Source organism: Pseudomonas sp. B111, from assembly GCF_026428275.1.
GTDB lineage: Bacteria > Pseudomonadota > Gammaproteobacteria > Pseudomonadales > Pseudomonadaceae > Pseudomonas > Pseudomonas aeruginosa.
This window is the reverse complement of sequence record NZ_CP097857.1, coordinates 1,510,754-1,535,747: the sequence shown is the minus strand read 5'-3', so window position 1 is coordinate 1,535,747 and position 24,994 is coordinate 1,510,754. Positions and strand designations below refer to the sequence as shown.

The window sequence follows — 24,994 nt, the reverse complement described above, 5'->3', positions numbered from 1 at the left end:
GCGCCGCGCGGCGCCCCGTCCATTTTCAGCGGAGTTCGTCGACCAGCACCGCAAGGGTGCTCAGGACGTCCTGGCCGAGCCGCTTGGAGCGGGCGCCGGACCAGCCGGTCCCGGGCTCCGGGTTGTCGTCGTGGTCCTTGAACGGCATCTCGATGGTGAACGCCAGGCAGTCGTAGGTCTGCCCGACGAAGTTGCAGGCCAGCGCCAGGTTGGCCTGGCCCGGCGCACTGCGTGGGTAGCCATGGCGGATCTGGAATTCGCCGCGCGCCATCAGTTCCTCGCGGAAGCGTTGCTCGAGCCGTTCCAGGCGGGGCGTATAGCCCGGGTTGCCCTCGCAGCCAGCGGCGAATACGTGGGGGATCTCCTCGTCGCCGTGGATATCGAGGAACAGGTCGACGCCATGGTGCTTCATCTCCTGCTGGACGAACCAGACTTCCGGGCTGCGCTCGGCGCTCGGCTCCAGCCAGGCCCGGTTGAGATCCTGGCCGGCGGCGTTGGTGCGCAGGTTGCCGTGGAACGCGCCGTCCGGGTTCATGTTCGGCACCAGGTACAGGTCGGCCTTTTCCAGCAGGCGCTGCATTTCCGTATCGTCCGGCCGCTGCAGGCGCTCGATCAGGCCTTCCATGAACCATTCGGCCATGTGTTCGCCGGGATGCTGCTGGGCGATGACCCACAGCTTCAGGTGGCTGTCGGGATGGCGCCTGACCCGCAGCAATTCGATGTCGCGGCCTTGCACGCTGGTGCCGACGGCGAGCCGTTCGACGCCCTCGATGCCGAGCGCACGTTCGACCAGGCGGGCATGCCGTTCGCGGCTGTAGGGCTGGAAGTAGGCGAAGCGGACCTCGCTTTCCTCCGGTTCCAGCTGGAAATGCAGGCCGTCGGCGTCGTATTGCGTCGGTACGCGGAACCAGCGTTCGCCATCGTACGAGGCGACTGCCTGGTAGCCGCTCCAGGCATGGCTGTAGGCCGACTGGCCGGCGTTGACCAGGGTGAAGCGGTGCTCGGTGGCGGCAGTCATGCCCTCGACCTTGAAGTGGAACCACTGGAAATGCTGGCTGGCCAGGTCGGGACGGATCGCCAGGCGGATCCGGCGGGGATCGCTGGCATCGATGACCTGGATGTTGCCGCTGTCGAAATCGGCGCGGATCTGCATGGGAACCTCATCGGGCGAAATCACGGACCCGCATGTTCCGGGGCTGGCCCGCGGCTGTCAAAGCGACCATGGATAGGTGGCTTTCCCGGGCATAAAAAAAGGGCGACCGATGGTCGCCCTGTCCCAAGTGTGAAAGCGGATCAGCGTGCGCTGGCGCGCAGCGCTTCGATACGATCTTCCAGCGGCGGGTGGCTCATCAGCAGGCCGGCCAGGCCGTGCTTGAGGCCGCCATTGATGCCGAAGGCGTTCAGGGTGTCGGGCATCTGCACCGGCACGCCCTGTTCCGAACGCAGGCGTTGCAGCGCGGCGATCATCGCGCCGGTGCCGGCCAGGTGGGCGCCGGCGGCGTCGGCGCGGAACTCGCGGCGGCGCGAGAACCACATGACGATGATGCTGGCGAGGATGCCGAGCACCAGTTCGGCGAAGATGGTCGCGACGAAGTAGCCGATGCCCGGGCCGTCCTCGTTCTTCAGGATGGCCTTGTCGACGAAGTTGCCGAAGATTCGCGCGAAGAACATCACGAAGGTGTTCACCACGCCCTGGATCAACGCCAGGGTGACCATGTCGCCGTTGGCGACGTGGCCGATCTCGTGGGCGAGGACGGCTTTCACCTCATCGGGCGAGAAACGTTCGAGCAGGCCCTGGCTGACCGCGACCAGCGCGTCGTTCTTGTTCCAGCCGGTGGCGAAGGCGTTGGCCTCGTAGGCGGGGAAGATGCCGACCTCCGGCATCTTGATGCCGGCCTCGCGGGACAGCTCTTCGACGGTCTGCAGCAGCCACTGTTCGTGACGGGTGCGCGGCTGGCTGATGACTTCGGTACCGGTGCTCATCTTCGCCATCCACTTGGAGATGAACAGCGAGACCAGCGAACCGGCGAAACCGAACACGGCGCAGAAGACCAGCAGGCTGCCATAATTCTGGCCGGTGAAGCGGTCCACCCCGAGCAGTTTCAGGGTGATGCTGGCAATCACCAGGACTGCCAGGTTGGTGGCCAGGAACAACAGGATGCGCATCATGGTGTAAAGCTTCTCCTCACGGCTGAAGGCACGGAGCGCGGTTCGCAGGCCGCCGGGGCGGGCGAACGGGCTCCTGATAATCATGCGGGGTTATATAAGGGGCGGTCCATGGCGGTTCAATCGAGGGACTATTTCAAACTGTGTCGCCTTGCGCGCCCAGGTTGCCCTCGAACAGCAGGCGGGTCAGCCCGGCCAGGCGTTCGCCGTCGCCCTGCGCCAGCGCCTGGCGCAACTGGTTGGCCAGGCTGGCCTGTTCGCGGCGGACGCTGGCCGGCGCCTCGGCCAGCGCCGCCGCGGCCCGGGGGACGATACGGGTAAGTCTTAGGAAGGCCTTTTCGCTGAGCACCGCCTGGTCGAGAGCCTCGTAATGAATGGTGTTGGCGAAGCGCAGGTAGCCTTCCTCGGCGAGCCAGAGCAACGCGCCCAGACAACTTTGGTGACGTTTGCTCGGCAGGCCGAACTCGTCCGGCGCCTCGCGGCCGATCAGGTCTTCGACGTAGAGCGCGGTCTTGCGCGGAAACGCCTGGTAGAGAAGCAGGAGGCCGCCAGCGGCGTCCTTGTGGAAGTCGTCGATCTGCAGGTCCATGGATGGGTCGCCGGGCAGGGCGGCGCCAGCGGCGCCGCGGGAGCGGGGGGTTACTGCTGGTAGCCCTTGAGGAAGCTGCCGATGCGCAGGATCGCCTGCTCCAGGTCATCGACGCGGGGCAGGGTGACCACCCGGAAGTGGTCGGGCCACGGCCAGTTGAAGGCGGTGCCCTGGACGATCAGCAGTTTTTCCGAGAGCAGCAGGTCGAGGACGAACTTCTCGTCGTTGTGGATCGGGCAGACCTTCGGGTCGATCCGCGGGAAGGCGTACAGCGCGCCCATCGGCTTCACGCAGCTGACGCCGGGGATGTCGTTGAGCAGTTCCCAGGCGCGGTTGCGCTGCTCCAGCAGGCGCCCCGGCGGCAGGACCAGATCGTTGATGCTCTGGTAGCCGCCCAGAGCGGTCTGGATCGCGTGCTGCGCCGGGACGTTGGCGCACAGGCGCATGTTGGCGAGGATGTCGAGACCTTCGATATAGCTCTGTGCCCGCTGCTTGGGTCCGGAGATCGCCACCCAGCCGGAGCGGAAGCCGGCCACCCGGTAGGATTTGGACAGGCCGTTGAAGGTCAGGCAGAGCACGTCCGGCGCCAGCGAGGCGGTGGAGACGTGGACGGCGCCGTCGTAGAGGATCTTGTCGTAGATCTCGTCGGAGAACAGCACCAGGTTGTGCTGGCGGGCCAGCTCGACCATGCCTTCCAGCACTTCCCTGGAATACACCGCACCGGTGGGGTTGTTCGGGTTGATGATCACCATCGCCCTGGTGTTCGGCGTGATCTTCGCCTTGATGTCTTCGAGGTCCGGCCACCAGTTGGCCTGCTCGTCGCACAGGTAGTGCACCGGCTTGCCGCCGGCGAGGCTGACCGCGGCGGTCCACAGCGGGTAGTCGGGAGCGGGGATCAGCACCTCGTCGCCGTTGTTCAGCAGCGCCTGCATGGACATCACGATCAGTTCCGACACGCCGTTGCCGAGGTAGATGTCCTCGATGCCGACGCCCTCCACCTGCTTCTGCTGGTAATACTGCATCACTGCCTTGCGCGCGCTGAACAGACCCTTGGAGTCGCTGTAGCCCTGGGCGGTCGGCAGGTTGCGGATGACGTCCTGGAGGATTTCCTCGGGAGCTTCGAAACCGAACGGCGCCGGGTTGCCGATATTCAGCTTGAGGATGCGGTGACCCTCTTCCTCTAGGCGTTTGGCGTGCTTGAGCACCGGCCCGCGAATGTCATAGCAGACGTTGGCGAGCTTGTTCGATTTGCTGACCTGCATGATGTGTCGAGTCCCGAAGTGAGCGAACACCGTGGAACAGGCTGCGAAAAGCCCGCTGGATCGCGGCTTGGCAGGCTGTAACGCGGATGACAGACTGGCGTCTATAAGGAGCACGCATGATACGTGCGGCCCGTCCCCCGGAAAAGGGAGCGCCGGGCATTTTTCAGATCGCGAGGTAGAGCCGATGAGCAAGATCGACAAACCCCTGGACTCCTGGCGCGAGGAGTTGACCGAAGAGCAGTTCCACATCTGTCGCCTGGGCGGTACCGAACGCGCCTTCAGTGGCGAATACCACGCCACCAAGACCCCCGGGATCTATCATTGCACCTGCTGCGGCACGGCGTTGTTCGACTCCGACGCCAAGTACGACTCCGGCAGCGGTTGGCCGAGCTATTTCCAGCCGGTGGACGCCGAGGCGGTCCGCGAACTGGACGACTTCAGCCACGGCATGCACCGCATCGAAGTCCGCTGCGGCCGCTGCGATGCCCACCTGGGGCACGTCTTCCCGGATGGCCCCCGGCCCACCGGGTTGCGTTACTGCATCAACTCGGCCTCGCTGAAGCTGGTGCCGCGGGAGAGCTAGAGAGCGACGACCCGTCTTTGGTTCGGGTCGTTTTTCATTCAATCAAGTTGTGTGCAATTGAATTGCGAGCTACTTTGTTTCGAGACCCACCCTCAACAAGGAAGACAAGCCATGAGCGATTCGCTGCTGAGCATTCCCTGCACCACCATCAAGGGCGAACAGAAGACCCTGGCCGATTTCGGCGGCAAGGCGTTGCTGGTGGTGAACACCGCCAGCAAATGTGGCTTCACCCCGCAGTACCAGGGGCTGGAGGCCTTGTGGGAAAAATACCGTGAGCGCGGACTGGTGGTGCTCGGCTTCCCCTGCAACCAGTTCGGCAAGCAGGAACCGGGCGACGAGGGCGAGATTTCGCAGTTCTGCGAACTGAACTACGGGGTGAGCTTCCCGCTGTTCAGGAAGATCGAGGTCAACGGCGCCGGCGCCCACCCGTTGTTCGTCAGCCTGAAGAAGCGCGCGCCGGGCCTGCTCGGCAGCCAGGGCATCAAGTGGAACTTCACCAAGTTCCTGATCGGCCGCGATGGCCAGGTGGTGAAGCGCTACGCGCCGACCACCAAGCCGGAGGAGCTGAGCTCGGCGATCGAGGCGCTGCTTGAATGAGCACCCGGGGAAAAGTCGCCAGGCCGGATGGCGTCGAAGAATCGCTGCTGCTCGACAACCAGCTGTGTTTCAAGCTGTACGCCGCCTCGCGCGCAGTGATTCGCGGCTATCGGCCGCTGCTCGAACAGATCGGCCTGACCTATCCGCAGTACCTGGTCATGCTGGTGCTCTGGGAGTGGCATGCGAGCCCGCCGGAGCAGCCGACGGTGAAGGCCCTGGGCGACCGCCTGCTGCTCGACTCGGGAACCCTGACGCCCTTGCTCAAGCGCCTCGAACAGCTCGGCCTGGTGGATCGCCGTCGCGCCAGCCACGATGAGCGGGAGGTGCACCTGGCGCTGACGGTGCCAGGGATCACCTTGCGCGAACGGGTCATTCCGCTGCGCCAGCAACTGATCTGCAGCACCGGTTTCGACCTCAACGAGATGTTCGACCTGCACCAGCGCCTGGGCGGGTTGCTGTCGCGTTTTCGCCTGGTGGTGGGAGGCTAGCCGTCGTCGCGAGACCGGCTAGTCGCCCGCGGTGAGCGGGCACCAGCGGTCGAGGATGGCCTTCAGTTCGTCGCGGTGGAAGGGCTTGGCCAGGTAGTCGTCCATGCCGGCGGCACGACAACGTTCGCGCTCGTCCGGCAGGGCGTTGGCGGTCAGCGCGATGATCGGCAGGCCGCCCCAGCGTCCGCTGTCGCGGATCTGCCGGGTCGCTTCGTAGCCGTCCATCACCGGCATGTTGCAGTCCATCAGGACCAGGTCGATGGGATGCTCCTCCAGCATCTTCAGGGCATTCAGCCCGTGTTCGGCGATCCATACCTGGCAGCCGAGCTTGTGCAGCAGACCCTTGGCGACCAACTGGTTGACCGGGTTGTCCTCCACCAGCAGGACCCGGGTGTTGCGCTGTTCTCCCGCGGTGTCCGAGGCGCTCGACGGGGCTATGGCGGTGTGTTCGAGCACGTGTTTCAGGGCCTGGTACAACTGGTTGCGACTCAGCGGCCTGGCCAGTTGGCGCAACGGCGACAGGCGGCGGGCCAGCTCCGGTTCGAGGAAACTGCCGTAGGCGGTGACCAGCAGGATCGGCGTACCGATGCTCGGACGCAGTCCCATCAGGCAGTCCGGGCAATCCGATATCAGTACGTCGAGCGAGTGGCCGAGCAGGCTGTCGTCGGTCTCCAGGCGCTTGTACTCCAGGCCCCAGCGCGGCAGCCAGGTTTGCAGCAGCTGCGCCAGCCCGCTGTTGGCCGAGCATTGCGCGATCACCCGGCCGCGCAGCGGCAGCGCCTGTAGCGGAGGGCTGACCGGTGCCAGCGGCAGGCCGACGCTGAACAGGCTGCCCAGGCCGACCGTCGACTCCACCGTCAGTTCGCCCTGCATGGCCTCGCACAGCTTGCGCGTGAGGGCCAGGCCGAGGCCGGTGCCGCCGTATTGGCGGGTGATACCCGCGTCGGCCTGGGTGAACGGTTGGAAGATGCGATCCAGCGCCTCCTGGGCGATACCGATGCCGGTGTCGCGCACACTGATGCGCACACCCTCGGCGGTGGCTTCCACGCGAACGTCGACCCGCCCCAGGCGGGTGAACTTCAGCGCGTTGGACAGCAGGTTGCTGACGACCTGGCGAATCCGCGTCGGGTCGCCGGAAACCTGGGCGGGCAGGGCGGGGTCGACCAGGCAGGTCAACTCCACGCCGGCCGCGGCGTTCTGCGAGAGGAGGCTGGCGGTGTCTTCCACCAGGACGCCCAGGTCGAACGGGATCTGTTCCAGGACCAGTTGCCCGGCCTCGAACTTGGAGAGGTCGAGCACGTCGTTGAGCAATTCCACCAGTACCTTGCCGGAGTCGTGGGCGATCGACAGCTGTTGGCGCTGTTCCGGGGTGAGCGGGCCGTCGAGGCTCAGCGAGAGCATGCCGAGCAGGCCGTTCAGCGGCGTGCGGATCTCGTGGCTCATGTTGGCCAGGAAGCTGGCGCGGGCCTGGGCCATATCGAGAGCGGTCTGGCGGGCTTCTTCGAGTTCCTGGTTGGATAGCGTCAGGCGCGCGTTGGCGGCCTTCAGCTCGGCGGTACGGGCGGCGACGATGCTTTCCAGCTCCTCCAGGTACTGGGTCAGGCGGTTCTCCGCCTCCCGGCGCTGTTCGATCTCTACCGAGATGCGCCCGAGCTGGCGGTTGATGACTTCCACCAGCACGCCGATCTCGTCGCGTTCGTGGCCCTTGGGGCAGGGCAGGCGCATGCGTGCCGGCGAGCGTGGATCGTGTCCGCTGAGGGCCTGGATCAGGCTGACCAGGGGCTTGGTCAGCAGGGTATAGAAGAGCACCAGCAGGATCAGCGACAGCAGCAGGCTGCGCACGAAGCCGGAGAGCAGGGTGATGCCGGCGCGACGGAGGAAGTCGTTGCCGAACACGAAGGTGTCGATTTCCAGCTGCAGTACGCCGAGGGCCTCGCCCGGCGCATGGTCGACATGCAACGGGTCCTCGTAGACCCGCTTGTGGCCGAAGAGGAAGTCGCTGAGCGGCCGCAGGCGGCTTTCGGCGGGTTCGCGCGAGGCGCTGGCCAGCGGCAGGCCGGAGGTGTCGATGATTTCCGCGCGGACTACGGCGGGCGAACGCAGCAGGCCGAGGACCAGCTCCTGGGCCAGCTCCGCATCGATGTTGTAGGCGATTCGCGCGGCGGGGTTGTGGCTGACGTCCAGCAGCGCGCGCACTTCGCGATTGATGGATGCGTCCTGGCTGGCATAATCGACGCCAACCTGAATCAGGCTGAGCAGGGTTCCCAGGATAAAGGCCACCAGCACGGTGAGGCTGGCCTGTTTGAACGACAGGCGATGGGTCAGCGCTATATCCATGGGGGCGGGGATCAGCCTTGGCGAGGTTCTGCCGCCTAGCATAGCCCATCCCGACCGTCTGTCGGGGTTCCTGGGCGCAACCGATGATCGATCCGTGACGTCAGTCCGATCCGAGGAGAACAGAGTGGATTCCCGATTGAGCGATTTTCTTGCCCGCGCCGAAAGCGTGCTCGCGCGCCTGGAGCCGCTGCTGCCGGCCGTACGCGAAGCCGTCGACTGGGAGCGCAGCCTGGCGGCGCGCTGGCACCGCGACGGCCGCAGTGGCTACCTGCAGCCGCTGGAGGTCAGCCTCGACCTGCGCCTGGCCGACCTGCTGGGCGTAGAGCGGCAGCGCGAGCAACTGGAACGCAACACCCGCCAGTTCGTCGCCGGCCAGCCGGCCAACCACGCGTTGCTCTGGGGGGCCCGCGGGACCGGCAAGTCCTCTCTGGTTCGTGCGCTGCTGGCCGAGCTGGCCGGCGCCGGGCTGCGCCTGATCGAGATCGAGCGCGACCACCTGGCTGACCTGCCGCGCGTGGTCGAGCAACTGCAAGGCCTGCCGCAGCGCTTCGTGCTGTTCTGCGACGACCTCTCGTTCGATGCCGGGGAAGGCGACTACCGGGTACTCAAGAGCGTGCTCGACGGCTCGCTGGAGCAGGCGCCGGACAATGTGCTGCTCTACGCCACCTCCAACCGCCGGCACCTGGTTTCGGAGAAGCAGAGCGACAACGAGAACTGGAAGATGGTGGACGGCGAGCTGCATCCCAACGAAGCGGTGGAGGACAAGATCGCCTTGTCCGACCGTTTCGGCCTGTGGCTGTCGTTCTATCCCTTCACCCAGGAGCATTTCCTCAGCGTGGTTCGCCACTGGGTGGACGTGCTCGCGGAGAAGGCCGGGCTGGCCTGGAGCTGGAGCGAGGAACTGGAGAAGGAAGCGATCCGCTGGGCGCTTGGCCGCGGCAACCGCAACGGCCGTTGCGCCTATCAGTTCTCCCGCTACTGGGTGGGCAAGCAACTGCTGGAGCGCCAGGCATGATCGATCTGCAGCAATCTGGCGCCGGGCTGGCCGGCTACGCCCTGCTGGCGGCGCAGGCCGAGGCGCTGTTCGCCGACGAGCGCGATTTCATCGCCAACGCCGCGCAGTTCTCCGCCTTTCTCTTCCATGAGCTGGGCGACCTGAACTGGGCCGGCTTCTATCTGAACCGCAACGAGGAACTGGTCCTGGGACCGTTCCAGGGCAAGGTCGCCTGCGTCCGCATTCCCTTCTCCAAGGGCGTCTGCGGCGCCGCGGCGCGTACCCGGCTGACCCAGCGGGTCGACGACGTCCACGCGTTTCCCGGCCACATCGCCTGCGACAGCGCTTCCAGCAGCGAACTGGTGGTGCCTCTGCTCAAGGACGGCCGCCTGGTCGCTGTGCTCGATCTGGACAGCCCGAGCGTGGGACGCTTCAGCGCCGAGGACCAGGCCGGGATCGAAGGCCTGGTGGAGATATTCCTGCGCCTGACGGACTGCTGAGCGACGCGTTCAGGCTTTCGCTGCGAGCTTGTCGAGGGTCCGTCGTTCCCCCGGCAGCAGCGCTTGCATCGCCGGGCGTTCGAGCATCCGCGCGAAATGCGCGGCGAGGGCCGGCCAGCGTTGCTCGTCCAGGTTTTCGCCGGCGTGACGCAGGTTGACCAACTGGCTGGCGATCGCCAGGTCGGCGAGGGCCAGGTCGCCGTCGCGTAACGCCGGGATGCGGCCCAGCGGACTGATCTCGCGGTACCAGGCCGGCTGGCCGAACGGGGCGATCGCTTCCAACTGGTAGTCGAGGCCCTTTTCGGCCAGGAGCAGGCGGACCTTGCGGACGAACGGAGACAGCGGGGCTCCGTAGAGTGTCAGGCTCATAACGATTTCCTCGGTCGATATGAGCCTGGGTTATAGCACGGCTGCCGTGGGCAGGCCGGAATCAGTCGTAGACGTTCTTCTTCTTCCACAGGTCGTCTGCATCGAGGGCCTTCAATCCCTCGTTGAGTTCGCTGGGCTCCTCGCTCGCCGGCTGGCTGTTGTTCAGCACCATCGCGTTGGCGCGGGCCAGCTGCGCTTCCATCTGCTGCAGCTCCGCCTGGTAGCGCGCCAGCTCGGGCTGCTTGCGCAGGTACTGGGCGCCGCGTTCGAAGGCCAGGCGCGCCTGGCGCGGTTCGTTCTGCTGCAGGGCCTGCTGGCCGAGATTGCCGAAGAACTCGATATGCAGGCGCACCAGGAGGTGGCGAATCTCCTTGACCCAGATCTGCGCCTCGCTGCGCGGCAGGTGGCCGTCCTGGGTGAAACGGGTGAGCTGGGCATGCAGGGCTTCGAAGAGGAAGCGGACTTCCTTGGCCTTGTCCTCGGTCAGGATCGCCTGGGGCGGATTGCGCACCGGGATCGACTCGCCCTTGGCGACCAGCGCGCGCAACTCTTCTATACGAGCCTTGAGCCCGGCATCGGCTTTCTTCTCCAGCGCCAGTTGCTGCTCGCTGAGGCTGAGCTCGATCTGGCTCATCAACAGCTTCAGCGACGGGCTGACGAACTGGCCGGGAAGGCTCTCGGAAATCTGCGCGCAGCGCCGGACCCGGTCGTTGAGTTCGGCTTTCAGGCGCGCTTTCTCCAGCTTGCTGTTTTCCACCACGTGGTTGATATAGCCAATGGCGATTAGGAGGGCGATCCCGCCGATGATGAGGGCGGTAATGAGGAGTGGCGACACCTTGGGACTCCGCTGTAAGAATTTTCTCAGTCTAATGTCTTGGTGCTACCACTGATAGCAGCAGCTCATTATTTGCACAGAAGTCTTTGATTTAAAAAAATTTTCTCAGAAGGGTTGACGCCTCCCCGGACGCTCCATAAAATGCGCGCCACTTCCAGCGTGAAGCCAAACGCGAAACACTGGAAGCCGGAAAGATCTGTTGTAAGTTCCGGGCCGCGTCCCCTTCGTCTAGTGGCCTAGGACACCGCCCTTTCACGGCGGTAACAGGGGTTCGAGTCCCCTAGGGGACGCCATTGCGGGAATAGCTCAGTTGGTAGAGCACGACCTTGCCAAGGTCGGGGTCGCGAGTTCGAGTCTCGTTTCCCGCTCCAAATTCTACAGCCTGGCTTCGGCGGGGTTGGTGAAAGTTAGGCGTCAAAGGTTCGGTTTCGGCCGAACGGGCAACAAGTTGTAACGCGGGAATAGCTCAGTTGGTAGAGCACGACCTTGCCAAGGTCGGGGTCGCGAGTTCGAGTCTCGTTTCCCGCTCCAAACATGATCCAGGTTTCGGCCTGGGTCGAAGAGAAAAGGGCCTTCGGGCCCTTTTTTCGTTTCTGCGATCCGCACCGCCCTGGTGCTTTTCCCGATTCCCCCCATGTTCCCCTCGGCAGGCCGCTGTCCCTCCGCATCTGCTCGCTCGATCGTCGAGACGAAAAAGGCCACTCGTGGAGTGGCCTTCTCTGGTGTAGCGACGGCGGCGATCAGGGCAGCGCTTTGAGCACCGTCAGCAGGCTGGTGAGGTTGTCGGCCACGCCCAGCTGGCCGATCTTCTCGGTGGCGCCGCCGGCGGCGCTGGTATCCAGACTGTAGATCTGCATCACGCCCATGTTGGAAGCGGCCAGGGCCAGGGCGTTCTGCTGTTGCTGGGCAGCTACCGAATTCTCGAACAGGATGCCGGTGGAGTGGGCCATGGTCTGGAAGATCGAGCCCAGCGCCATGGCCGGGGCTTCACCGATCACCTTGACGTTGGACTGGGTGACGGCATCGGTGATCTGGTTGTTTACTGCGGTTGGGAAGCTCATGGTGATTCTCCTGAATCATTGCGAAGGATGTACGGCGATTGCTTGGACCCGGCGGGTCAGGCTCAGGTGAAGGATTTCAGTACGGTCAGCAGGCTGGTGAGGTTGTCGGCCACGCCCAACTGGCCGACTTTCTCGGTGGCTCCGGCATCGGCGGCGGTGTCGAGGCTGTAGATCTGCATCACGCCCATGTTGGAGGCGGCCAGGGCCAGGGCGTTCTGCTGTTGCTGGGCGCTCACCGCGTTCTCGAAGAGAATCCCGGTGGAGTGGGCCATGGTCTGGTAGATGGTGCCCAGCGCCATGGCTGGCGCCTCACCGACGACCTTGACGTTGGACTGGGTGACGGCATCGGTGATCTGGTCGTTGACTGCGGTCGGAAAACTCATGATGTGACTCCCTGTGAGTGAACGGCACGGCTCATGTCGTGCTGTCTTGATGAACGCTCCAGCCAGGGAGTTGTGAATCCGTCGGCGCCAGGCCTGGCGGGCGGCGAAAATGCAAGCGCCCCGCGAGGCGGGGCGCTTGTCGGTGCGGTCTCATGCGGCGGGTGGGTCGGGCTTGTCCGGCGGCGGTGCGGACGTGTTGTGGTTGCTCTGGTTGAAGATGGCGATAGCGTTCTCCAGTTGCTGCTTGAGCGAGCCGAAGTTCTGCTCGAAGCACAGGCGTACCTCGCTCTTCACTAGGTTGGCCAGGCGGTCGGCAATCTGCGACATCACCAACTGGTTGGCGCTTGCCTGGCCGCTCTGCAGGTGGCCGGGACGCAGTTCGGCCAGGCTGCCGGCGGCATTGACCGCCTCAAGAATCGCCTGCTCGCCGCTGTCCTGGGCGCGGAGGGCCTGGGTCGAGGCCTGCTGGACGTTCTGCAGGATCTGGCGGATGGAGCCTTCGGAACGCTGCCGGCCGTTCTCGATCACCTGTTCGGCCTGCTGTCGCGCGTGCACGGCCGGATCGCTGCTGGCGTCGTTGCCGAGGCCGAGCTGGAACTGTCTCAACTGCTCGTGTTCTTCGCTGGTGAGGGGGCGTTTCAGCCAGCGTTGCGCCAGCTGTACCAGATTCCTTCCCAATTCTTCCGAGATCGACATGCGCGGACTCCTCTGCGATAGACGCGCGGTGCGCGGGGTGTCGTGGCGAGGCTTCAGTACTGCTGCGTGCCGTCCGCCGAGGGGGCCTGCGCGCTGCCGCCGGTATCGCCGGGGTAGGCGGCGGCAGCGGCCTGCAGGGTGCTGTAGGCGGTGCTCAACTGCACCGCCAACTGTCCGAGGCTGGCCGGGTCGTCCACGCTGTCTCCCTGGGACAGGGCCTGGAGCCAGCCTTGCAGGCATTCGGTGAGGAGTGCCTTGACCTGGGTGACGAGGGTTTCGAGTTCTTCCTTCATGACGCTTCTCCTGGGGTAGGTGCTCATCCGAGCAGTTTCAGCACGGCCAAGAGCTTGGCCGCATCGCTGTCCGATATTTCCAGCAGACGCTTTCCGCTCGCCGGCCCGCTGGGGTGCGGTTGGTCCCGTGCCTCCTCGCTGGCGTCCGGCGAACGCTGCGCCGGGCGGTCCGCGGCGGCGAGCGCGCGGCGTCTGATGTAGCGTGCGTAGGCGCTCATCGGTCGCTCCTCAACTGCTGCGGGTGGAGATGCGCACGACCGAGGCGGGGGCGGCGAATCCTTCGAAGCGCTGCAGCTCTCGGTCCCGATGGGGCGCGCCGGCCAGGTCGACGGCGCCGATGGTTTCCTCCCAGTAGGCGCTGCCCAGTTGCACCAGCAGGCGTTGGGCATTCTCCAGCGAAGCGGCCGGAACCCGGCCGTGGCGGTCCGCGGCGGCATAGTTGAGCAGGAGCGCCATGCGGATCGCTTCGTCCTGTACGTTGGAGTGCTCGACACCCTGGCCGTCGGCGCCCAGCAGATAGGAGCGCCAGTTGAGGACCTGGGCGAAGAGGCGCCGGTAGGCTTCGAACTGGAAGTAGCGATCCTCCTCGGAGCGGTAGAGCGCGCACTGACTTGCGAAGAACTGTTCCAGCGCGGGTTTCGCCCAGCCGGGTGTACCCGGGAGGTGTTCGCCCAGTTCGTCGAAGCCGCTCTGGCTTTCCGCCAGGGCATGGACGTACTGCATCTGTTGTGGGTCCAGGCGCTGTTCGCCCTGGTAGGCGATGGCCAGACTGAGTTCCTTGAGCTGGTCGGTGCCGACGTATCCATCGAGATGGCGCAGGCCACGGTTCAGGCGGTATTCCTGCAGCGAGTCGAAGAGGCCGGAGGCGCCGGTAATGAAATTGCTTCCCAGGTTGGTGTCGAAGCACAGCTCGGAGAACTTGCTGGCCAGATAGTTGCGGTAGTAGTAGGCATGGCCGATGCGCAGGCTGAACAGATCGCTCTCCAGCAGGCGGCGGTAGTAGCTGTTGCCGTCGGCGTCGCGGCTGGCCAGCGCCTGGCAGAGGTTCACGACGTTGGTGCGGGCGTAGTAGGCGACCAGGGCCTGGGTAGTCCCGCTGGTGATGTCGAAGCGGCGTAGCCGCAGGCCGGAGGCGGTCAGGCTGTTGCCGAAAAACAGTTCGTCGAAAAGGCCGGCGAGGGCGCTGGGCGCCTTGTCACGGTCCTGCAGGTTCTCCCGTTCGCGTAGCCGCGCCTTGACCTGGCGGATGGTGTTGCCATAGCACTTCCAGGCATAGGCGGAGAGCGCTGCGTAGAAATCGTCCAGCGCGTTGGCGTTGCGCAGGAAGTAACCGCACAGCGACCGGTTGTCGTCGGACACCCCGGTCCCCTCTCCACAATGGATGTGCAGGACCACCTTGCGGGTTTCCGGCTTGCCGTCCAGGTAGCGGCGAAACACCGCGGCCTGTCCGAGGAGGAAGTCGAAGAACTGTCGGTACAGGCCGGTAGCGGTCTCCATGCCGAGCAGGTCGATGCCGACCAGCCGGGCCTGCGGTGGCTGCCCCTGCTGTATTTCGAAATGACGGAGGATCCTGTGCAGCTCGGCATCGAAGGCGGCTTCGCTGGCATAGCCATGCGCGGTGTGGGCGAGCAGGCGGTAGGCGGTTTTCTCGGAGGCGTTGAATTGTTCGAACAGGGAATCGAGGACGGCCACCTCGTCTTCCCCCGTCGCCGTCTGGGTATGGCTGATTCCTTCGTGGAGGAGGAACCCCAGCGTCAGGCAGGCGAATTCGCCCGGATGGCGATCGCGGATGGCGCCGCGGGCCCAGTAGGCGTCGTCGAACGGCGTGTACTTGTTGCCGCTCCAGATCTTGCGGTTGAAGTAGCGGACGAACTGGTCCGTCTCGCTGTCGCGAACCGCGCTCGCACCGAGCAGTTCCAGGGTGCCGAGGTAGATCGCTGGCTGGTCGATGGCCGCTGGCGGCGAGGTCCGGCCAAAACGTTGCGCCAGGATGAGGCAGGCGAGATAGATGTTCTCCGCCGCGCATTCGCCGCGCAGGTAGCCCTGACGGTCGGTCGCGGCGAACGGATTGCGCCTGACCATCCGCTGCAGAGCCAGTTCGAACAGCTCATAGTGCGCGGCCTGGCGAGCCTCCTCCAGCGCCTTGCCATCGACGTCCGGGGCGACGCCGCGGGCACTCATCAGCAGCCCGATCAGGGAAAGCTCCTGGCCTTTCTCCAGGCTCACCTGCCGCTCGCCGACGCGGAAGACCCGGCGGTCGCGCGTCCAGCGGCTGTTGCTTTCCACCGGCAGGATGCCGGCGAAGTGACTATGGAAGTCGAAGGGATAGCGATGGAACCTGACCGGTTCTTCCAGCTTGAAATAGGCCATGACGGCTCTCCTGTGCCAGGGCCGGACGCCGCCGGCCCAGCCGGTGGTGGCTACGATTGGGTGTCCTTGCCGCCGCGACTGGCGAGGGTCTCGCTGTACTTGGCGATGCTCTGGTCGATCTTGTCGATGGCGAAGCTGGCCGATTCCGCCTCGATCGCCCCGGCCGCCGCGGCTACCGCGGCGGCGGCGCCCATCAGCAGGTCGGTGGCGAGGGCGCCGAGCGCGTCCTCGGCAGCCTGGGCCAGCTTGTTTTCGGCGATGTTCTGGGTCATCTGCCGGAGCAGGATCGCCTGGCTGGCCAGGGCGATCTTGCTGACTCCGTCGAAGTAGCTGGCGGCGGATTGCGCCACCAGCCCGGAGGCCTGGCTGATCATCATGTTCGGCGCGATGGCGATCTGCGACGGCGCATAGCCGGCGGTTTCGCTGTTGCTCATCTGCACCGCCTGCACGACTTGACTGTTCAGGGCGCTGGTGTCCGGCGGCGGCGCCTCGGTCTGCTTGAGCAGGCGCTCGCTCATGCCGGCCAGCGGCGAAGGGCGCGACGGCAGCTTCACGTCGCCGTTGGCGGACGCCCTGCCGCCGCTGGCTGGCGTCTGCCGGCCGGCCTCGCCGGGGGCGGCGGCTTGCTCGCTGTCGCCGGATGGCGCGGGCGCGGGCGCGGATTTCTTGCCGAAGCCGAACATGTCTGGGCACTCCTGGGATCAAGGGGCGGGTCAGATACCTTTCTTGTCTTCTATCGCCATGATCATCGACACCGCCTTGGAAACCACCGCGGTGGAGATCTGGTTCAGGGCCTGCTGGCTGTAGACTGCGTTCTGCAGGGACAGGCCGGCGGAATGGCTGGCGATCTGGTAGAGCGCGGCGATGGCCTGGGCCGGGGCTTCGGCGACCACCTTGACGTTGGTCTGGGTGACGGCATCGGTGATCTGGGCATTCACAGCCGTGGGGTCAGCCATGGGACTCTCCTTGAATGGGCAGGTGCTCGTCGGGCAGGGGGCCGGTCGCACGGGCCTCGACTCGCTTGTCAGGAATGAACGCGGCTGCGTCTGTCTTGTGAAACGTCGCCGGCGAAAAAGTCGGCGCTCAGCCGCGAGCGCAGCAACTGCACGCGCTTGCGCACCAGCGGCGGGGCTATGCCGAGCTGGCTGGCGATGTCGGCATAGGGCAGTTCCTCGATGAAGCGCAGTTCGAAGAGCTGCTGCTGTTGGCGCGACAGCGAGGCCAGGGCCTTGTCCACCTGGTCGAGACGTTCCAGCTGCTCCAGGCGTTCCAGAGGCGAGCCGACGGCGGCGAAGCGCTCCAACTGGCCATCGTGCAGGTCGATGCCGCGGTCGATGAGGCGGTCCTCGCGGATCTGGTGGCGCGCGCTGTCCAGGTAGACGTGTTCCAGGACCAGGAACAGGAAGCCCTGGGGGTCGCGTACCCGCTCCGGTGACTGGCGCAGGAACAGCAGCGCCTTGACCGCGGTGCTCGACAGCCATTCTTCGGCCCGATGGCTGTTGCCGCGCGCAAGGCGTTGTGCGCGTTTGCGCAGGCCAGCCTGCGCGGCACGCCAGCTTTCCTCGAACAGGCGATCGGAACCGGTTTCGTTGCCGCCTGGCTGATTCGGACGATCCATAACCGCTACCTCCCTGGTTGCTCGTGTCGGCGAGCAGTCTGTGAGGCGGGCGGTGGGCGAGGCTGTTACCTGGGTGACAGGGGCGCGGCTGGTAGTTCGGCCTTGCGTCGCAGGCGACCGAGGTCGTTGATCAGGATCCGGTCGTTGCGGCAGCTGATCAGCCCTTCGCGTTTCCATATTTGCAGTTGCGCGTTGAGCTTCGGCCGGCTGGCGTTGAGCATCGCTGCTAGGATGCTCTGGTTGGTCGGTAGCGTCGCGCAGGCTCCCTCGGGTTGTTCGCTCGCCAGGCTGGCCAGGAGATGGCGCGCCAGGCGCGACTCCAGGCGATGCAGGCAGACCCTCTCGACGAAACCGGAGGCTTCGCGCAGGCGCGAACAGAGGAGGGCCAGCGCGCGGTTGAGGAATTCCGTGTCGGCGATCAACGGGGCGAAGTGACGTCGGTGGAGGATCAGCACCGACGCCGCGCCGGAGGCGTAGGCGGAGGTCTCGCGGCGGTTCGGCTGGATCAGCGCGGTTTCCCCGATCACTTCGCCAGGACGGATGTCATTGACGATCAGTTCCCGCCCGTCCGGCCCGTAGAGCACGGTATAGAGGTGTCCGCCGAGGACCAGGCCGATGAAGTCTTCAGGGTCGTGCTTGAGGAACAGGACGTCCTTGTCGCGCAACCGGCGCTCCGACGCATGGGTCGCCACGTGCCGCAGCAGATCGGGCAGCCCGTGCAGCAGCGGGCACCGTTGCAGCAGGGTGTAGTGGCGTGAACAGCGGTCTTCCGTTGACTCGTTCGAGTGCATGCCTGCGCCTTCGCCAGATTGATCGGCAGCTCCGGCGAGGTACGACATGCTCGCTGCAGAGCAATCAGTGGGGACGTGTGCGGCGAAGGGGTGTGAAGCTCCGGCTACCCGGCAGAACTGCTAGGTACGGACTCGGCGCGCTCCGGCAGTCGGGCGGGCGGTCCGTTTTTTATTCGGAAAGGGTAGCGAGGTTTGGGCTGGCGGGAGGCGGCCCCGAGCGCACGGATGGCGGTCGGGGCGGGACGGCCGGTGGCCGTGGCGATTCAGTGCCGCGGGCTGTCCTCGGGCAGCGCGAGCAACTGCTTTTCGCGGTTCCAGTCGAACGTTTCGCCGCGCTCTTCGGCTTCGTAGCGGCGCTCGTCGAGGCGCTGGAACAGGTCGATCTCTTCGTCCGGCATGAAGTGCAGGCAATCGCCGCCGAAGAACCACAGCAGGTCGCGCGGTACCAGGTGGGCGATCTGCGGATAGCGGTGGAAGACCTGGGAAATCAGGTCCTGGCCGAGGTATTGGGCGCCTTCCGGGTCGCGCGGCAGTTCGTCCATCAGTTCGTCGAAACGCTCGAGGAACAGCCCGTGGTTTTCTTCCGGCACCTGCTCGGCCTCGCCCAGGGCGCCGAGGATGTTGCGCAGGTGCTGGAGCAGGGCGAGGTGGTGCTCGAGGTAGGAGTTGGCCATGACGGGTCCTCTGGAAAAAAGCTGGGCAGTATAAAGGGTTTCGCGGCGCCGGCCAGTTTCAGCGGATCGCCGGGGACTGGCTCTGGCGCCGGCGGTTTTCCAGTTGCCGGCGTTCGCTGTCGAGGCGCCGCTGGTCCTGCTCCAGGCGCCAGCGCTGCTGGTCCAGTTGCTGCTGGCGGATCAGGTTGTCCTGCATCTGTCGCTGCTGCCGTTGCCGCTGCAGGTTCTGCTGCTGGCGTTGCAGTTGATCCTGCTGCAATTGCAGGCGTTGTTCGTCGAAGCGCTGGCGCTGTTCCTGGAGCTGGCGTTGGCGCTGTTCGCCGGCGCGCTGCACCGCCTGCTGGTGCGGCTGCACGCCATAGGGCGCAGGCGGTGCAGCCTGCGCCGGGGGCAGGAGGAGAAACGAGGCTGCCAGGCCGGTGGCAAGTAGCTTGAGCATGATGGCCTCCCGTACGTCAGGGATGTGCCCGTCGATTCTAGCCAATCGCCCGGGTTTGGGTGGGTGAAGACGACAAAGGCGCCGGAAGGCGCCTTTGTCGGTTGCGACCGTCGCTTTGCCGCGGAGTGTCAGCGGATCCTGCCGTCGGCCAGTTGCAGTTCCTCCTTGGCGAAGTCGTCGACGTCGATCACCTTGCGCCGTGCCGCTTCGGCCTGGTGCAGGGCCTGCGCCTGCTCGGCGCTCAGCACGCCGGCGGCGGCGCCGGCATCGATCGGGTTCTGCCCCGCTTGCGGCTGGACCCTGCCTTCCTTGATCGCCTTGTGCAGGGTTTTCTCCAGCGCGGCGCTTTCGCGTACCGCGTCGAAGGCGTGGGCGAGGGCACCGACCGGGTCCTGTGGGTCCTTCGGCAGGAACGCGCCGGCGAGGATCGCCTGCAACGCCGGGTCGTCGTCCGGGCGGACGAGGATTTCCGCGATCTCGGCGTCCAGTTCGTCGCCCGGCCCTTTGTGCCGGCGGCCGAACGGCAGTACCAGGACCTTCAGCGCGCAGCCGAAGAAGCGGCTGGGGAAGTTGTTCAGCAGGTCCTCCAGCGCCGCCTCGGCCTTGCCGAGGTTTTCCTCCATGGCCCAGCGCAGCAGCGGATGCAGGTAGTCCGGGTTGCCCAGGTCGTGGTAGCGCTTGAGCGCCGCCGAGCCCAGGTAGAGATAGCTGAGGACATCGCCGAGACGCGCGGAGAGGCGTTCCTTGCGCTTCAGTTCGCCGCCCAGCAGCATCATGCTGAAGTCGGCGAGCAGGGCGAAGGACGCCGCCAGGCGGTTCAGCGCGCGGAAGTAGGGACGGCTGATGCGGTCGCCGGGCGCGTTGCCGAGGTGGCCGCAGCTGAGACTGAGGAGGAAGCTGCTGGCGGCGTTGCCGACGGCGAAGCCGATGTGCTTCACCAGCAGCGCGTCGAACTCGCGGGCGGCCTGGTCCTTGTCCTCGCGCTGGGCCAGTTCCATTTCCTTGAGCACGTACGGATGGCAACGGATCGCGCCCTGGCCGAAGATCATCAGGTTGCGCGAGAGGATGTTCGCGCCTTCCACCGTGATGAAGATCGGCGCGCCCTGCCAGGAACGACCCAGGTAGTTGTTCGGGCCCATGATGATGCCCTTGCCGCCATGGATGTCCATGGCATGGGCGATGCACTCGCGGCCGCGCTCGGTGAGGTGGTACTTGAGGATCGCCGAAAGCACCGAGGGCTTCTCGCCGAGGTCCACCGCGTTGGCGGTGAGGATTCGCGCGCTGTCCATCAGCCAGGCGTTGCCGCCGATGCGGGCGAGCGCCTCCTGGATGCCTTCGAAGGCGGCGATCGGCACGTTGAACTGCTCGCGGACCTGGGCGTAGCGACCGCTGACGTAGCTGCTGGCCTTGCCGGCGCTGGTGCCCACCGCCGGCAGCGAGATGGAGCGTCCGACCGACAGGCAGTTCATCAGCATCATCCAGCCTTTGCCGATCATTTCCTGCCCGCCGATGATGTACTCCAGCGGCACGAACACGTCCTTGCCGGAGTTCGGACCGTTCATGAAGGCGGCGCCCAGCGGCACGTGGCGGCGGCCGATCTCGACCCCGGGGGTGTCGGTGGGGATCAGCGCCAGGGTGATGCCCAGGTCCTCCTCGTCGCCCAGCAGATGGTCCGGGTCGTGGCACTTGAAGGCCAGGCCGAGGAGGGTGGCCACCGGGCCTAGGGTGATGTAGCGCTTTTCCCAGGTCAGGCGCAGGCCGAGCACCTCGCGACCTTCCCATTCGCCCTTGCAGACGATGCCGACGTCGGTCATGCCGCCGGCATCGGAGCCCGCGTAGGGGCCGGTGAGGGCGAAGCAGGGGATGTCGTCGCCCTTGGCCAGGCTCGGCAGGTAGCGCTGGCGCTGCTCGTCGGTGCCGTAGTGGAGCAGCAGCTCGGCCGGGCCGAGGGAGTTCGGCACCATCACCGTCGAGGCCAGGTCGCCGCTACGGGTGGCGAGCTTCATCACCACCTGTGAGTGGGCGAAGGCGGAGAAGCCCTTGCCGCCGTACTCCTTGGGAATGATCAGGCCGAAGAAGCCGTGCTGCTTGATGAAGGCCCAGGCTTCTTCCGGCAGGTCCATGCGCTGGCCGATGTCCCAGTCGCTGACCATGGCGCAGAGTTCTTCGGTCGGGCCGTCGACGAAGGCCTGCTCTTCTTCGGTGAGTTGCGCCTTGGGGTAGTCGAGCAGTTTCTGCCAGTCCGGGCGGCCGCTGAACAATTCGCCATCCCACCACACGGTGCCCGCCTCGATGGCCTCGCGCTCGGTGTCGGACATCGGCGGCAGGACTTTCTGGAACCAGGCGAACAGCGGACCGCTGAGCACGCGCCGGCGCAGGTCGGGCAGGGCGAGGGGAAGCGCCACCGCCAGCCAGAGCAGCCAGAAGACCAGCAGCAGCCAGCCGGGCGCGTGGCTGAACACGCCCATCAGGATCAGGTAGGCGGCGCTGATGCCGAGCGCGGGAGCGGGTGGGGTACGCCGATGGGCGAGGTAAGCGACACCGAGTACCAGTACGACTAACCAGAGCAACAACATGCGGAATCCTCCATGAAGACGCCAGGCGGCGTCTCGAGCTTAGCCCGTTTGCCGCCGTTTGGCGGCAGGGCCGGTCAGCTTGGCCGGTTTGTCACGTTATAGGCGAAAACTTCCCGTTTAGACTGGGACAAATTGCCCGCCGGGAGCCCGCCATGCAGTCCTACCTACAATCCGGCCGCTTCGTGGATAGTGACCACCCCGTGGTGGTGGAGTTCGCGGAAAAATCCCGGGGGAATTCGGCGAAACCGCGTGACCAGGCGGTCGCGCTGTACTACGCGGTACGCGACGGGGTGCGCTACAACCCCTACGTGTTCAGCCGCGATCCGCAGACCCTGAAGGCCAGCCACGCGCTGCAGCAGGGCGAGTCCTATTGCGTGCCCAAGGCCATCCTGCTCGCCGCCTGCGCCCGGCATTGCCGGATTCCGGCGCGGATCGGCCTGGCCGACGTGCGCAACCACCTGGCCACGCCGCGCCTGCTGGAAGCGCTGCGCAGCGAGGTGTTCGCCATGCACGGCTATACCGAGCTGTACCTCGAGGGCCGCTGGGTGAAGGTCACCCCGGCGTTCAACCGTGCCTTGTGCCGCGCCTTCGACGTCGCTCCGCTGGAGTTCGACGGCGTCGCCGACAGCGTCTTCCATCCGTTCAACCGCCAGGGCGAGCGCTACATGGAGTACCTGGTCGATCACGGCCAGTTCGCCGACCTGCCGGAGGAACTGTTCTTCTCTCACCTGCAGCAGCACTATCCGCACCTGTTCTCCGGCCGCCCGCTGGCCCTGGACGGCGATTTCCAGGCCGAGGCCGGACAAGATGAAGGGCGTCGATAGTCACCATCAGCCGGCGCGTCTTCCTTCTTCGGTCCATCCTCGGTAGGGTGCGGCATGTCGTCCGGGCGCTCCGGCGACCCATCCGCCGCATCAACCGAAGAGGGAACGCAGAGTATGTTGACCATCTGGGGCCGGAAGAACTCGAGCAATGTGCGCAAGGCGCTGTGGTGCGCCGAGGAGGCTGGCCTGGAGTACCGGACGGTGGATGCCGGCGGGGCGTTCGGCCTGGTGGATGAGCCGGCGTTCCGCGCGATGAACCCGAACGGTCGGGTGCCGGTGATCGAGGACGACGGCTTCGTCCTCTGGGAGTCCAACGCCATCGTCCGCTACCTGGCCGCCCGCTATGCGCCGGGCGACCTCTATCCGCAGGACCCGGTGCGCCGCGCCGACGCCGACAAGTGGATGGACTGGACCACCTCGACTCTCGCCGGGCCGTTCCGCGACCTGTTCTGGGGAACGCTGCGTACGCCGCCGGAGCAACGCGACGAGGCCCTGATCGCAAAGGCGCTGCAGACCTGCGGCGAGTTGCTGCGGGTGCCGGACCAGACCCTGGCCGGCCAACCCTGGCTGTCCGGCGAACGCTTCGGCATGGGTGACATTCCCCTGGGCTGTTTCATCTACGCCTGGTTCGAGATGCCCATCGAGCGCCCGCCGCTGCCCCACCTCGAGGCCTGGTACCTGCGCTTGCGCGAGCGCCCGGCGTTCCGCACCGTGGTAATGACCGAACTGACCTGAGCCGGCTACTGTTGCATTTTGTTACCCGTAGCCTTATCTAGCTCTTCCTCTTCACCTTCCGACACGGGAAGCCTAATGAGTTCCGCCCTGTCCATCCGTCAATTGACGAAAACCTACGGCAACGGTTTCCAGGCCCTCAAGGGCATCGACCTGGACGTCGCCGAAGGTGATTTCTTCGCCTTGCTCGGCCCCAACGGCGCGGGCAAGTCCACCACCATCGGGATTCTATCGACCCTGGTGAACAAGACCAGCGGTTCGGTCTCGGTGTTCGGCCACGACCTCGACAAGGACCCGGCCGGCCTCAAGCGTTGCCTCGGCGTGGTGCCGCAGGAGTTCAACTTCAACCAGTTCGAGAAGGTCTTCGACATCGTCGTGACCCAGGCCGGCTACTACGGCATCCCGGCGAAGATCGCCAAGGAGCGCGCCGAGCGCTACCTGACCCAACTGGGCCTGTGGGACAAGCGCAACGAAGCCTCGCGGATGCTCTCCGGCGGCATGAAGCGGCGCCTGATGATCGCCCGCGCACTGGTCCACCAGCCGCGCCTGCTGATCCTCGACGAGCCCACCGCCGGGGTCGACATCGAGCTGCGCCGTTCGATGTGGAGCTTCCTCACAGAACTCAACCAGGAAGGCATCAGCATCATCCTCACCACCCACTACCTGGAAGAGGCGGAGCAGCTCTGCCGCAACATCGCCATCATCGACCACGGCGAGATCGTGCAGAACACCAGCATGCGCGACCTGCTGATGACCCTGCATTCGGAAACCTTCCTGCTCGACCTGAAGAACGTCCAGGCCCTGCCGCCGACCCTCGACGGCTATCCGACGCGGCTGGTCGACGACCACACTCTCGAAGTGCAGGTGGAGAAGAGCCAGGGCATCAACGACCTGTTCGCCCAACTGGGTGCACAAGGCATCGAGGTACTGAGCCTGCGCAACAAGACCAATCGCCTGGAGGAGCTGTTCGTGTCGCTGGTGGAGAAGAACCTGACGAGGATCGCCCGATGAGCAGCGAACTGAGCGCCAACCTGGTCGCCCTGAACACCATCGTCTACCGCGAGGTGCGCCGCTTCACCCGGATCTGGCCGCAGACCCTGCTGCCGCCGGCGATCACCATGGTCCTGTACTTCGTGATCTTCGGCAATTTGATCGGGCGGCAGATCGGCGACATGGGCGGCTTCACCTACATGGAATACATCGTGCCCGGCCTGATCATGATGTCGGTGATCACCAACGCCTACGGCAACGTGGTGTCGAGCTTCTTCGGCAGCAAGTTCCAGCGCTCGGTGGAGGAACTGCTGGTGTCGCCGGTGTCGCCGCACACCATCCTCCTCGGCTACACCATCGGCGGCGTGCTGCGCGGCCTGGCGGTGGGGGTGATCGTGACCCTGCTGTCGCTGTTCTTCACCAAGCTGCAGGTGCACCACCTGGGCATCACGGTACTGGTAGTGGTACTGACCGCGACCATCTTCTCCCTGGGCGGTTTCATCAACGCGGTGTTCGCGCGCAACTTCGACGACATCTCGATCATCCCGACCTTCGTGCTGACGCCGCTGACCTACCTGGGCGGGGTGTTCTACTCGATCAACCTGCTGCCGCCGTTCTGGCAGACCGTGTCGCTGGCCAACCCGATCCTGCACATGGTCAACGCCTTCCGCTACGGCATCCTCGGCGTCTCCGACATTCGCATCGGCGTGGCCATCGGCTTCATGCTGCTGGCCACCGCGGTGCTCTATCTCGGCTGCGTAAGGCTGCTGGTGAGCGGGCGCGGCATGCGCCAATGAAACGCTCGAAGGCATGAAACAGAAGCCCCC

29 protein-coding genes and 3 tRNA genes are annotated in these 24,994 nt (G+C 65.6%); 12 read left to right on the top strand and 20 right to left on the bottom strand.

What is annotated here, in order from left to right; all coding sequences use genetic code 11:
• Nucleotides 1-25: 25 nt before the first annotated feature.
• The 4 genes from M6E97_RS07345 to M6E97_RS07330 form a co-directional block, all read right to left on the bottom strand.
• The gene (locus tag M6E97_RS07345) at nucleotides 26-1,153 is read right to left on the bottom strand and encodes a M14 family metallopeptidase (protein WP_034005352.1); all 1,128 of its coding nucleotides are present in this window, start codon (nucleotides 1,151-1,153) and stop codon (nucleotides 26-28) included.
• A gap of 140 nt (nucleotides 1,154-1,293) precedes the next feature.
• Complete coding sequence (htpX, locus tag M6E97_RS07340) at nucleotides 1,294-2,169, bottom strand: protease HtpX (protein ID WP_003090915.1); 876 nt, start codon at nucleotides 2,167-2,169, stop codon at nucleotides 1,294-1,296.
• Between the two features lie 133 nt (nucleotides 2,170-2,302).
• A complete protein-coding gene (locus tag M6E97_RS07335; protein ID WP_003115276.1) occupies nucleotides 2,303-2,755 on the bottom strand; it encodes a hypothetical protein in 453 nt (150 codons plus the stop codon).
• A 50-nt stretch (nucleotides 2,756-2,805) separates the two neighbouring features.
• Entirely contained in the window at nucleotides 2,806-4,017 is a 1,212-nt protein-coding gene (locus M6E97_RS07330) for a pyridoxal phosphate-dependent aminotransferase (RefSeq protein ID WP_003090913.1), read from the bottom strand.
• 184 nt (nucleotides 4,018-4,201) lie between these two features.
• On the opposite strand from M6E97_RS07330, the gene msrB reads away from it, so the two are divergent.
• The 3 genes from msrB to ospR all read left to right on the top strand — a co-directional run bounded on the left by msrB (nucleotide 4,202) and on the right by ospR (nucleotide 5,685).
• Complete coding sequence (gene msrB / locus M6E97_RS07325) at nucleotides 4,202-4,600, top strand: peptide-methionine (R)-S-oxide reductase MsrB (protein WP_003090911.1); 399 nt, start codon at nucleotides 4,202-4,204, stop codon at nucleotides 4,598-4,600.
• A 111-nt stretch (nucleotides 4,601-4,711) separates the two neighbouring features.
• The gene (locus M6E97_RS07320; protein ID WP_003090910.1) at nucleotides 4,712-5,197 is read left to right on the top strand and encodes a glutathione peroxidase; all 486 of its coding nucleotides are present in this window, start codon (nucleotides 4,712-4,714) and stop codon (nucleotides 5,195-5,197) included.
• Nucleotides 5,194-5,685, top strand: coding sequence for a hydroperoxide stress response transcriptional regulator OspR (ospR, locus tag M6E97_RS07315; protein WP_003090908.1), 492 nt, complete (start codon nucleotides 5,194-5,196; stop codon nucleotides 5,683-5,685). Before M6E97_RS07320 ends, ospR begins: the two co-directional genes overlap by 4 nt.
• A gap of 18 nt (nucleotides 5,686-5,703) precedes the next feature.
• On the opposite strand, the gene sagS is transcribed toward ospR, so the two are convergent.
• Nucleotides 5,704-8,064 carry a two-component system sensor histidine kinase/response regulator SagS gene (sagS, locus tag M6E97_RS07310; protein WP_003130830.1) on the bottom strand — a complete coding sequence of 787 codons (2,361 nt, stop codon included), beginning with the start codon at nucleotides 8,062-8,064 and terminating at the stop codon, nucleotides 5,704-5,706.
• An 82-nt stretch (nucleotides 8,065-8,146) separates the two neighbouring features.
• Here sagS and M6E97_RS07305 point away from each other — a divergent pair, with 82 nt between their 5' ends.
• Both M6E97_RS07305 and M6E97_RS07300 read left to right on the top strand, forming a co-directional pair.
• Complete coding sequence (locus M6E97_RS07305; protein WP_003090906.1) at nucleotides 8,147-9,037, top strand: ATP-binding protein; 891 nt, start codon at nucleotides 8,147-8,149, stop codon at nucleotides 9,035-9,037.
• On the top strand, nucleotides 9,034-9,516 hold the full coding sequence (locus tag M6E97_RS07300) for a GAF domain-containing protein (protein ID WP_003090905.1): 483 nt from the start codon (nucleotides 9,034-9,036) through the stop codon (nucleotides 9,514-9,516). Before M6E97_RS07305 ends, M6E97_RS07300 begins: the two co-directional genes overlap by 4 nt.
• 9 nt (nucleotides 9,517-9,525) lie before the next feature.
• Here the strand turns inward: M6E97_RS07300 and M6E97_RS07295 are convergent, their stop codons facing one another.
• Nucleotides 9,526-9,885 carry a glutathione S-transferase family protein gene (locus M6E97_RS07295; protein ID WP_033937968.1) on the bottom strand — a complete coding sequence of 120 codons (360 nt, stop codon included), beginning with the start codon at nucleotides 9,883-9,885 and terminating at the stop codon, nucleotides 9,526-9,528.
• A 61-nt stretch (nucleotides 9,886-9,946) separates the two neighbouring features.
• Complete coding sequence (locus tag M6E97_RS07290) at nucleotides 9,947-10,720, bottom strand: hypothetical protein (protein WP_003090903.1); 774 nt, start codon at nucleotides 10,718-10,720, stop codon at nucleotides 9,947-9,949.
• Between the two features lie 217 nt (nucleotides 10,721-10,937).
• Here M6E97_RS07290 and M6E97_RS07285 point away from each other — a divergent pair.
• The 3 genes from M6E97_RS07285 to M6E97_RS07275 all read left to right on the top strand — a co-directional run bounded on the left by M6E97_RS07285 (nucleotide 10,938) and on the right by M6E97_RS07275 (nucleotide 11,251).
• A tRNA-Glu gene (locus M6E97_RS07285) sits at nucleotides 10,938-11,013 on the top strand.
• Nucleotides 11,014-11,015: 2 nt separating this feature from the next.
• A tRNA-Gly gene (locus M6E97_RS07280) sits at nucleotides 11,016-11,091 on the top strand.
• A gap of 84 nt (nucleotides 11,092-11,175) precedes the next feature.
• A tRNA-Gly gene (locus tag M6E97_RS07275) sits at nucleotides 11,176-11,251 on the top strand.
• Nucleotides 11,252-11,460: 209 nt separating this feature from the next.
• Here the strand turns inward: M6E97_RS07275 and M6E97_RS07270 are convergent.
• The 13 genes from M6E97_RS07270 to M6E97_RS07210 all read right to left on the bottom strand — a co-directional run bounded on the left by M6E97_RS07270 (nucleotide 11,461) and on the right by M6E97_RS07210 (nucleotide 21,621).
• Nucleotides 11,461-11,781 (bottom strand): RebB family R body protein, encoded by a 321-nt coding sequence (locus M6E97_RS07270; RefSeq protein ID WP_003108983.1) that lies wholly within the window; start codon nucleotides 11,779-11,781, stop codon nucleotides 11,461-11,463.
• Nucleotides 11,782-11,843: 62 nt separating this feature from the next.
• A complete protein-coding gene (locus tag M6E97_RS07265) occupies nucleotides 11,844-12,164 on the bottom strand; it encodes a RebB family R body protein (RefSeq protein WP_003108980.1) in 321 nt (106 codons plus the stop codon).
• 150 nt (nucleotides 12,165-12,314) lie between these two features.
• Nucleotides 12,315-12,860 carry a hypothetical protein gene (locus M6E97_RS07260; protein ID WP_003090901.1) on the bottom strand — a complete coding sequence of 182 codons (546 nt, stop codon included), beginning with the start codon at nucleotides 12,858-12,860 and terminating at the stop codon, nucleotides 12,315-12,317.
• A 53-nt stretch (nucleotides 12,861-12,913) separates the two neighbouring features.
• Nucleotides 12,914-13,153, bottom strand: coding sequence for a hypothetical protein (locus M6E97_RS07255; RefSeq protein ID WP_003116567.1), 240 nt, complete (start codon nucleotides 13,151-13,153; stop codon nucleotides 12,914-12,916).
• 23 nt (nucleotides 13,154-13,176) lie between these two features.
• The gene (locus tag M6E97_RS07250) at nucleotides 13,177-13,371 is read right to left on the bottom strand and encodes a hypothetical protein (RefSeq protein ID WP_015502724.1); all 195 of its coding nucleotides are present in this window, start codon (nucleotides 13,369-13,371) and stop codon (nucleotides 13,177-13,179) included.
• A gap of 10 nt (nucleotides 13,372-13,381) precedes the next feature.
• On the bottom strand, nucleotides 13,382-15,523 hold the full coding sequence (locus tag M6E97_RS07245; RefSeq protein ID WP_033937966.1) for a hypothetical protein: 2,142 nt from the start codon (nucleotides 15,521-15,523) through the stop codon (nucleotides 13,382-13,384).
• A 50-nt stretch (nucleotides 15,524-15,573) separates the two neighbouring features.
• Entirely contained in the window at nucleotides 15,574-16,206 is a 633-nt protein-coding gene (locus tag M6E97_RS07240) for a hypothetical protein (RefSeq protein ID WP_003108962.1), read from the bottom strand.
• Nucleotides 16,207-16,236: 30 nt separating this feature from the next.
• Nucleotides 16,237-16,479 (bottom strand): RebB family R body protein, encoded by a 243-nt coding sequence (locus tag M6E97_RS07235; RefSeq protein WP_003090893.1) that lies wholly within the window; start codon nucleotides 16,477-16,479, stop codon nucleotides 16,237-16,239.
• A gap of 68 nt (nucleotides 16,480-16,547) precedes the next feature.
• The gene (locus tag M6E97_RS07230) at nucleotides 16,548-17,141 is read right to left on the bottom strand and encodes an RNA polymerase sigma factor (protein WP_003090892.1); all 594 of its coding nucleotides are present in this window, start codon (nucleotides 17,139-17,141) and stop codon (nucleotides 16,548-16,550) included.
• Nucleotides 17,142-17,206: 65 nt separating this feature from the next.
• The gene (locus M6E97_RS07225) at nucleotides 17,207-17,932 is read right to left on the bottom strand and encodes a Crp/Fnr family transcriptional regulator (protein WP_003108957.1); all 726 of its coding nucleotides are present in this window, start codon (nucleotides 17,930-17,932) and stop codon (nucleotides 17,207-17,209) included.
• Nucleotides 17,933-18,195: 263 nt separating this feature from the next.
• Nucleotides 18,196-18,606 carry a PA2817 family protein gene (locus M6E97_RS07220; protein WP_003090890.1) on the bottom strand — a complete coding sequence of 137 codons (411 nt, stop codon included), beginning with the start codon at nucleotides 18,604-18,606 and terminating at the stop codon, nucleotides 18,196-18,198.
• A gap of 58 nt (nucleotides 18,607-18,664) precedes the next feature.
• Nucleotides 18,665-19,045: a PA2816 family glutamine-rich protein gene (locus M6E97_RS07215; RefSeq protein ID WP_003119883.1), complete on the bottom strand. Its 381-nt coding sequence runs from the start codon at nucleotides 19,043-19,045 to the stop codon at nucleotides 18,665-18,667.
• Nucleotides 19,046-19,173: 128 nt separating this feature from the next.
• The gene (locus M6E97_RS07210) at nucleotides 19,174-21,621 is read right to left on the bottom strand and encodes an acyl-CoA dehydrogenase (RefSeq protein WP_033937963.1); all 2,448 of its coding nucleotides are present in this window, start codon (nucleotides 21,619-21,621) and stop codon (nucleotides 19,174-19,176) included.
• Nucleotides 21,622-21,773: 152 nt separating this feature from the next.
• Between M6E97_RS07210 and M6E97_RS07205 the strand changes: the two genes are divergently transcribed.
• The 4 genes from M6E97_RS07205 (at nucleotide 21,774) to M6E97_RS07190 (ending at nucleotide 24,964) form a co-directional block, all read left to right on the top strand.
• Entirely contained in the window at nucleotides 21,774-22,445 is a 672-nt protein-coding gene (locus M6E97_RS07205) for a transglutaminase-like domain-containing protein (protein ID WP_033937961.1), read from the top strand.
• Nucleotides 22,446-22,559: 114 nt separating this feature from the next.
• Entirely contained in the window at nucleotides 22,560-23,180 is a 621-nt protein-coding gene (locus tag M6E97_RS07200) for a glutathione S-transferase family protein (protein WP_033937959.1), read from the top strand.
• A gap of 75 nt (nucleotides 23,181-23,255) precedes the next feature.
• The gene (locus tag M6E97_RS07195) at nucleotides 23,256-24,188 is read left to right on the top strand and encodes an ABC transporter ATP-binding protein (RefSeq protein ID WP_003090885.1); all 933 of its coding nucleotides are present in this window, start codon (nucleotides 23,256-23,258) and stop codon (nucleotides 24,186-24,188) included.
• On the top strand, nucleotides 24,185-24,964 hold the full coding sequence (locus M6E97_RS07190; RefSeq protein WP_003119886.1) for an ABC transporter permease: 780 nt from the start codon (nucleotides 24,185-24,187) through the stop codon (nucleotides 24,962-24,964). Before M6E97_RS07195 ends, M6E97_RS07190 begins: the two co-directional genes overlap by 4 nt.
• Nucleotides 24,965-24,994: the final 30 nt, after the last annotated feature.